At 42.4% G+C, this 6,766-nt stretch carries 5 protein-coding genes; 3 read left to right on the forward strand and 2 right to left on the reverse strand.

Annotation, left to right across the window (positions count from 1 at the left end; all coding sequences use genetic code 11):
- Positions 1–83 precede the first annotated feature (83 nt).
- The 3 genes from ispA (at position 84) to argS (ending at position 4,709) form a co-directional block, all read left to right on the forward strand.
- Positions 84–986, forward strand: coding sequence for a (2E,6E)-farnesyl diphosphate synthase (ispA, locus tag CEX73_RS02185; protein ID WP_101626963.1), 903 nt, complete (start codon positions 84–86; stop codon positions 984–986).
- Positions 987–1,022: 36 nt separating this feature from the next.
- A complete protein-coding gene (dxs, locus tag CEX73_RS02190) occupies positions 1,023–2,888 on the forward strand; it encodes a 1-deoxy-D-xylulose-5-phosphate synthase (RefSeq protein ID WP_101626964.1) in 1,866 nt (621 codons plus the stop codon).
- Between the two features lie 81 nt (positions 2,889–2,969).
- Entirely contained in the window at positions 2,970–4,709 is a 1,740-nt protein-coding gene (gene argS / locus CEX73_RS02195; RefSeq protein WP_101626965.1) for an arginine--tRNA ligase, read from the forward strand.
- 19 nt (positions 4,710–4,728) lie between these two features.
- Here the strand turns inward: argS and murJ are convergent, their stop codons facing one another.
- On the reverse strand, positions 4,729–6,279 hold the full coding sequence (murJ, locus tag CEX73_RS02200; RefSeq protein WP_101626966.1) for a murein biosynthesis integral membrane protein MurJ: 1,551 nt from the start codon (positions 6,277–6,279) through the stop codon (positions 4,729–4,731).
- A gap of 82 nt (positions 6,280–6,361) precedes the next feature.
- A complete protein-coding gene (gene acpS / locus CEX73_RS02205) occupies positions 6,362–6,742 on the reverse strand; it encodes a holo-ACP synthase (RefSeq protein WP_101626967.1) in 381 nt (126 codons plus the stop codon).
- Positions 6,743–6,766: the final 24 nt, after the last annotated feature.

Here is a 6,766-nt window from a genome sequence, read left to right on the forward strand (position 1 = left end):
TTTTCTGGTATTATTAGCAAAAAGCTTAATTTATTGTGATAATAACAACACAGACAGCATATTTATCTCTATAATGAATTACCATGGTAAACTTCATCCATGAGCTAGAAGAAAGTAGCCGGTGTGTAGATGCTGCACTGAAGCGGTATCTATGCGCTCTTTCCAGTAAACAAACTAGACTAGTCCAAGCTATGCGCCATGGCACCCTTCGAGGAGGGAAACGGCTGCGACCGTTCCTAGTTTACCAAACAGGTAAGTTGTTTGACATAAAGCAAGAAAGCCTAGATGCTCCCGCCGCTGCTATCGAGTGTATTCATGCTTATTCGCTTATTCATGATGATCTTCCAGCGATGGATAATGATGCACTGCGACGCGGTCAACCCACCTGTCATGTTCAATTTGGTGAGACAACTGCTATCTTAGCTGGAGATGCATTGCATACCTTAGCGTTTACTATTCTAGCTAAGGCACCAATGCCGGCTGTTGCTACAGAAGAACGTTTGAAAATGATCACTATTTTAGCGGAAGCTAGCGGGGCTGAGGGTATGTGTTTTGGCCAAGCTCTGGATTTAGAGTCAGAGAATAAACATGTGTCTGCTGAAGTGCTAGAAACTATCCATCGTCATAAAACAGGTGCGCTAATTCGTGCGGCAGTGCACATGGGGGCGCTGGCAGCAGGAAACAAAAGTCAGCAAACACTTGATTATCTTGATGGTTATGCTGCCGCTATAGGCCTAGCATTTCAAGTACAAGATGACATCTTAGATGTTATAGGAGATAGCAAAAGTATTGGTAAACAGCAGGGTGCAGATAAGTTATTAGGTAAAAAAACTTATCCATCGCTGCTGGGATTAGATATGGCTCGAGCTAAAGCTCGAGATCTCTATAATAAATCTCTAGCATTCTTAGAAGAGATTGATGCAATCGGATATAATACTAGCATGTTAGTGAAACTAGCGCGCTATATAATTGAACGTAAAAAATAAATGATGCTGTTTTTATACCCCAAGTATGAACATCCCATGAGCTTTGATACACAAAAGTATCCAACACTTGCCCTGGTGGATAATCCAATTAAGTTACGTTTGTTACCTCAAGAAAGTCTGCTAGCACTGTGTGATGAGCTACGTCAATTTCTACTCGCTAGCGTTAGTCGCTCAAGCGGCCATTTTGCATCAGGGCTTGGCACCGTAGAACTGACCGTAGCTTTGCATTATGTCTATAACACCCCTTTTGACCATATTATTTGGGATATCGGTCATCAAGCATATCCACATAAAATTATTACTGGTCGCAAAAATAGTATTACTACCATACGTCAGCGTAATGGGTTACATCCATTTCCATGGCGCGGAGAAAGCGAATACGACACGCTATCGGTTGGCCACTCCTCGACCTCCATTAGTGCTGGTCTGGGTATGGCTGTGGCAGCAGCATATGAAGACCTTGCTAGAAAAACGGTGTGCGTTATAGGTGATGGCGCGATTACAGCTGGTATGGCTTTTGAAGCAATGAATCACGCTGGCGACATTAAATATGATTTGCTTGTGGTACTAAACGACAACGAAATGTCTATTTCAGAAAACGTCGGCGCGTTAAACAACCACCTAGCACGGATTTTATCCGGCAAGTGTTATTTGACACTCCGTGAAGGTGGTAAAAAAGTACTGTATGGTATTCCCCCTATCAAAGAGCTAGTCAAACGTACCAAAGAGCACATAAAGGGTATAATAGTACCCGGCGGAACGTTATTTGAGGAGCTTGGGTTCAATTATATTGGCCCGGTGGATGGCCATGATGTTCAGGGTCTAGTACAAACACTAAATAATATGCGCAGTATGACAGGCCCTCAATTACTACATATCATTACCAAGAAAGGGCGTGGTTACGCTCCAGCTGAAAAAGATCCTATTACTTGGCACGCGGTACCTAAGTTTGACCCGGTAATAGGTACGCTGCCTAAAAACTGTGGCAGGTGTCCAACTTATTCGGTTATTTTCGGCGACTGGCTATGCACCACTGCAGCTAGTGACGATAAGTTAATGGCCATAACCCCTGCTATGCGCGAAGGCTCCGGTATGGTTGATTTTTCCCGTCAATTTCCCCGACAATATTTTGATGTAGCTATTGCTGAGCAGCATGCGGTAACCTTTGCAGCTGGTTTAGCTATTAGTGGCTACAATCCCATTGTAGCCATTTATTCTACTTTTCTGCAACGTGCCTATGATCAAGTGATCCACGACGTAGCAATCCAGAACCTACCAGTGCTATTTGCCATTGATAGAGGCGGCGTAGTAGGTGCTGATGGCGAAACTCATCAGGGTGCTTTTGATCTTTCCTACCTGCGTTGTATACCAAATATGGTTATCATGACGCCAAGTAATGAGAACGAATGCCGGCAGATGTTACATACTGGGTATCATTATCACGGCGGTCCTAGTGCCGTACGTTACCCACGTGGTAATGGCCCCGGGGTGACATTCAGTGCACTGAGAAAATTACCGCTTGGTAAGGGTGTAGTGCGCCGCCAAGGCGTAAATATTGCGATTCTCAATTTTGGTACTTTGCTCGCGCAGGCAGAGGAAGTGGCCAAGACCCTAGATGCTACTCTAGTAGACATGCGTTTCGTCAAACCACTAGATACTGGGTTAATAACCCAGCTGGCCGCTAGCCATAAAGCATTCGTTACGCTGGAAGAAAACGCCATAATAGGTGGTGCGGGAAGCGGAGTGAATGAATATATCATGCGACAACGGTTACTCGTGCCAGTTTTAAATATTGGTTTACCAGATTATTTTATACCGCAGGGTAGCCAGGAGGAGATTCTCGCGGATCTCCATCTCAATAGTTACGGGATTCTTCAGCAGATTGAGAAATGGTTGAGCTAATTTACTTCGTACGGCTAATAGGAACAAAATGACTCAATTTTGCGCTTTTCTCTACCATGTAACAATACATCAGGTATCTCTGTGAATATTAACATACTTATTTCTGAAAAAGTTAATCAAGCAATGCTGGCCGTAGGTGCTCCAGCTCACTGTAAAGCACAGGTACGACAATCAGTCAACACAAAGTTTGGTGATTATCAAGTCAATGGCCTCATGGCTGCCGCCAAACAACTAGGAGTACCATCGAATCAGTTAGCTAAAAAAGTAATTAGTATGCTTAATTTAGATGGCATAGCGCGCAGCGTAGATATTGCGGGTCCAGGTTTTATTAATATTGTTCTGGATTCACAGTGGCTTGCGACACAAATAGCTATTGCCCTAGCTTCGCCGCGGCTAGGTATCTTACCGTACTCTCCTCAGACCATTGTGGTAGACTACTCTTCTCCTAATGTTGCGAAAGAGATGCACGTTGGCCATCTTCGTTCTACCATTATCGGCGACGCATCAGCGCGTATCTTAGAATTTTTGGGCCATAACGTTATCCGAGCTAATCATATTGGTGATTGGGGTACTCATTTTGGCATGCTGATAGCATATCTTGAAAAAGTAGAGTACGGTGGTGAGTCAGAAATAAAGCTATCCAGTCTGGACAACTTCTACCGTAAGGCTAAAAATAATTTTGATCGAGATCCTGATTTTGCTCAGAAAGCACGCAATTACGTAGTGAAATTACAGTCCGGTGATTCCTATTGCCTCCAGATGTGGCGCAAGTTAGTAAATATAACTATCGTGCAAAATCAGAAGATTTATGATCGGCTTAATATTACGTTGTCCCAAGATAATGTCATGGGCGAAAGCATGTACAATAATATGTTACCAGGTATTGTAGCTGATTTAAAAGCTAAAGGTCTGGCAGTAGAAAAAGCGGGAGCAACCCTAGTTTTCCTTAATGAATGTAAAAATAAAGAGGGAAAACCTATGGGCGTTATTATTCAAAAAACAGACGGAGCTTATCTCTATACCACCACAGATATTGCATGTGCAAAATACCGTTATGAAACGCTAAAAGCGGATAGAATCATCTATTATATTGACTCTCGCCAGCATCAGCATTTACTGCAAGTCTGGACTATCGTGCGCAAAGCAGGTTATATTCCAGAAACTGTCTTGTTAGAACACCATATGTTTGGCATGATACTAGGTCAGAACAGAAAACCTTTCAAAACCAGGGAAGGAGTAACCATTAAGCTAAATGACCTGCTGGATGAAGCGCTGAAACGCGCACGATCCCTAATTTTGAGCAAACATATTAATGTAGATGATATCAATATCGTTGAGTTAGAACGATTAGCGCAAGTAATCAGCATAGGCGCGGTGAAATATGCTGAACTATCAAAAAATCGTACAAGCAACTATATATTCAACTGGGACGAGATGCTCAGTTTTGATGGTAATACTGCACCATATATACAATATGCTTATACACGTATAAGGTCTATATTTAAGCGCAGTGCTTTGAATGAGCAACTGTTTACCGGACATATCTCTCTAGAAGATGAACAAGAACATTTACTGGCTGTGCGTCTACTACAATATCAGGAAACAATTGCCATTGTGGCACGCGATGGTACGCCACATGTCTTATGTGCCTATTTGTATAATTTAGCTGTACTATTTTCGTCGTTCTATGAAAATTACCCCATACTCAATGCTAACAGTGATAAACAGCGTCAAAGCCGTTTACAGCTAGCGCTTCTGACCTCACGAACGCTGCAACAAGGCCTGAATTTATTAGGTATCGATACGGTAGAAAGGATGTAAATCAATATACGCGCTTTTTTTAGTTTAAGTTGTTTAGGTTAGAGAACGGAACAAAATCTCGTGGTCGGAACCCAGCCAGCCTAAGTGCTGTCAAGTAAAATATCATCCCTACTACTATTACGGCAATCAAACGAAGTAGACGCCAAGTCATACTACCTTGAGCCCAGTCAGGCATAATTATTAGCAATACCACTAGTGCTACCGCCATCACACTGACGGTAAATATTAAACGCAAGAAAAATTTAAGCCAGCCAGGTTGTGGCTGAAATAGTTTTTGTCGACGTAACTGCCAGTACAGCAAGCTAGCGTTCAAACAGGCTCCTAGTCCAATAGAGAGTGATAGCCCAGCATGTTTTAGTGGACCAATAAAAGTTACATTCATTAATTGTGTGATAATAATGGTGATAATTGCTAATTGTACCGGAGTTTTGATGTTTTGACGTGAATAGAAACCCGGTGCCAGAACTTTCACTAACATTAAACCAATAAGTCCAACTGAATATGCTAACAGCGCACGCTGAGTCATCATAGCATCAAAGGATGAAAAATTATTATACTGAAATAACGCTACTGTCAGGGGTTTGGCAAGAATAGCGAGCGCAACAGAACTTGGCAACGCGAGCAAAAAACAAAGACGGAGTCCCCAATCCAGTAACAGGGAGAATTCTACATTGTTCCCTTTGAAAACACTACGCGACAGCGATGGTAGTAAAATAGTACCTAACGCTACTCCTAATACACCAGAAGGAAACTCCATAAGCCGATCTGCATAATAGATCCATGATACCGAACCTGACACTAAGAAAGATGCGAAAATGGTATTAATGATTAATGAAATTTGGCTCACGGAGACCCCGATCAGTGCTGGTCCCATAACCTGTAACACTCGCCATACACCAGCATCTCGAAATTGTAAGCGCGGCATAACTAACAGGCCTATTTTGTTTAAGTACGGCAACTGATAGCACAATTGCAGTATTCCTCCTACTACTACTGCCCAAGCTAGCGCCATAATTGGTGGATGAAAACACTCCGCTGCCAGAAGAGCAAATACTATCATGCTAACGTTAAGTAACGTCGGAACAAAAGCAGGTACTAAAAATTGGTTCCAAGCATTAAGGATCGCTCCCACCAGCGATGTCATGGAGATAAGTAGAATATAGGGAAAAGTTACACGTGATAGCGATGATGTCAAAGCAAACTTTTCTGGGATGTCGCTAAAGCCTGGTGCAGTAATTTTTATCACCCATGGGGCACCCAGTATACCGGCTATAGTAACTAGCATCAGTGTCAGTGTTAGCATACCAGCGATATAGGCAATAAAAGAGCGTGTTGCCTCTTTTGCCTGATGGCTTTTATACTCGGCCAAAATAGGCACAAATGCCTGAGAAAAAGCACCTTCTGCAAAAATACGCCGCAACAAATTGGGTAATTTGAATGCGACAAAAAACGCATCTGTTGCCATCCCTGCACCGAATACTCGGGCAATAATTATATCTCTGGCAAAACCCAAGACGCGTGAAAACATAGTTATGCAACTAACAGCAGCGAATGCTTTTAATAAACTCATAATATTATTTTGTACTGTTCCCAATAAGGAACTATATCTCAGCTAGTTTTGGCAACTATATGATTAATTCATTGATAATGAATCATCTCTCAAATATAACTATAGCACAAGCATAATGACGTTCATCAGACAACGTTACATGCATACTAGTGATACTGCGTTGACCAGCTAGTTGGGCTGCCTGCTCATGCAGCCGTAATTGAGGTTTTCCTCGCGAATCATTGAAGACCTCAAATTGGACAAACGTCAGACCATTACCAAGACCTGTACCTAAAGCCTTAGCTGCCGCTTCTTTAACTGCAAAGCGTTTAGCTAGAAAACGTATCCGCTGATTATGTTTGCGATATTGCTTCCACTCAGCTTGACTTAAAATACGACAGGCAAAACGTTCGCCATAGTGCACTAAAGCAGCTTCAATACGTGCAATTTCGACAATATCAATACCTATACCTAGAATAGCCATTAGCGGCGGGGAAGGTATAAATTT

The organism is Candidatus Palibaumannia cicadellinicola (assembly GCF_002855795.1).
Taxonomy (GTDB): domain Bacteria; phylum Pseudomonadota; class Gammaproteobacteria; order Enterobacterales; family Enterobacteriaceae; genus Baumannia; species Baumannia cicadellinicola_C.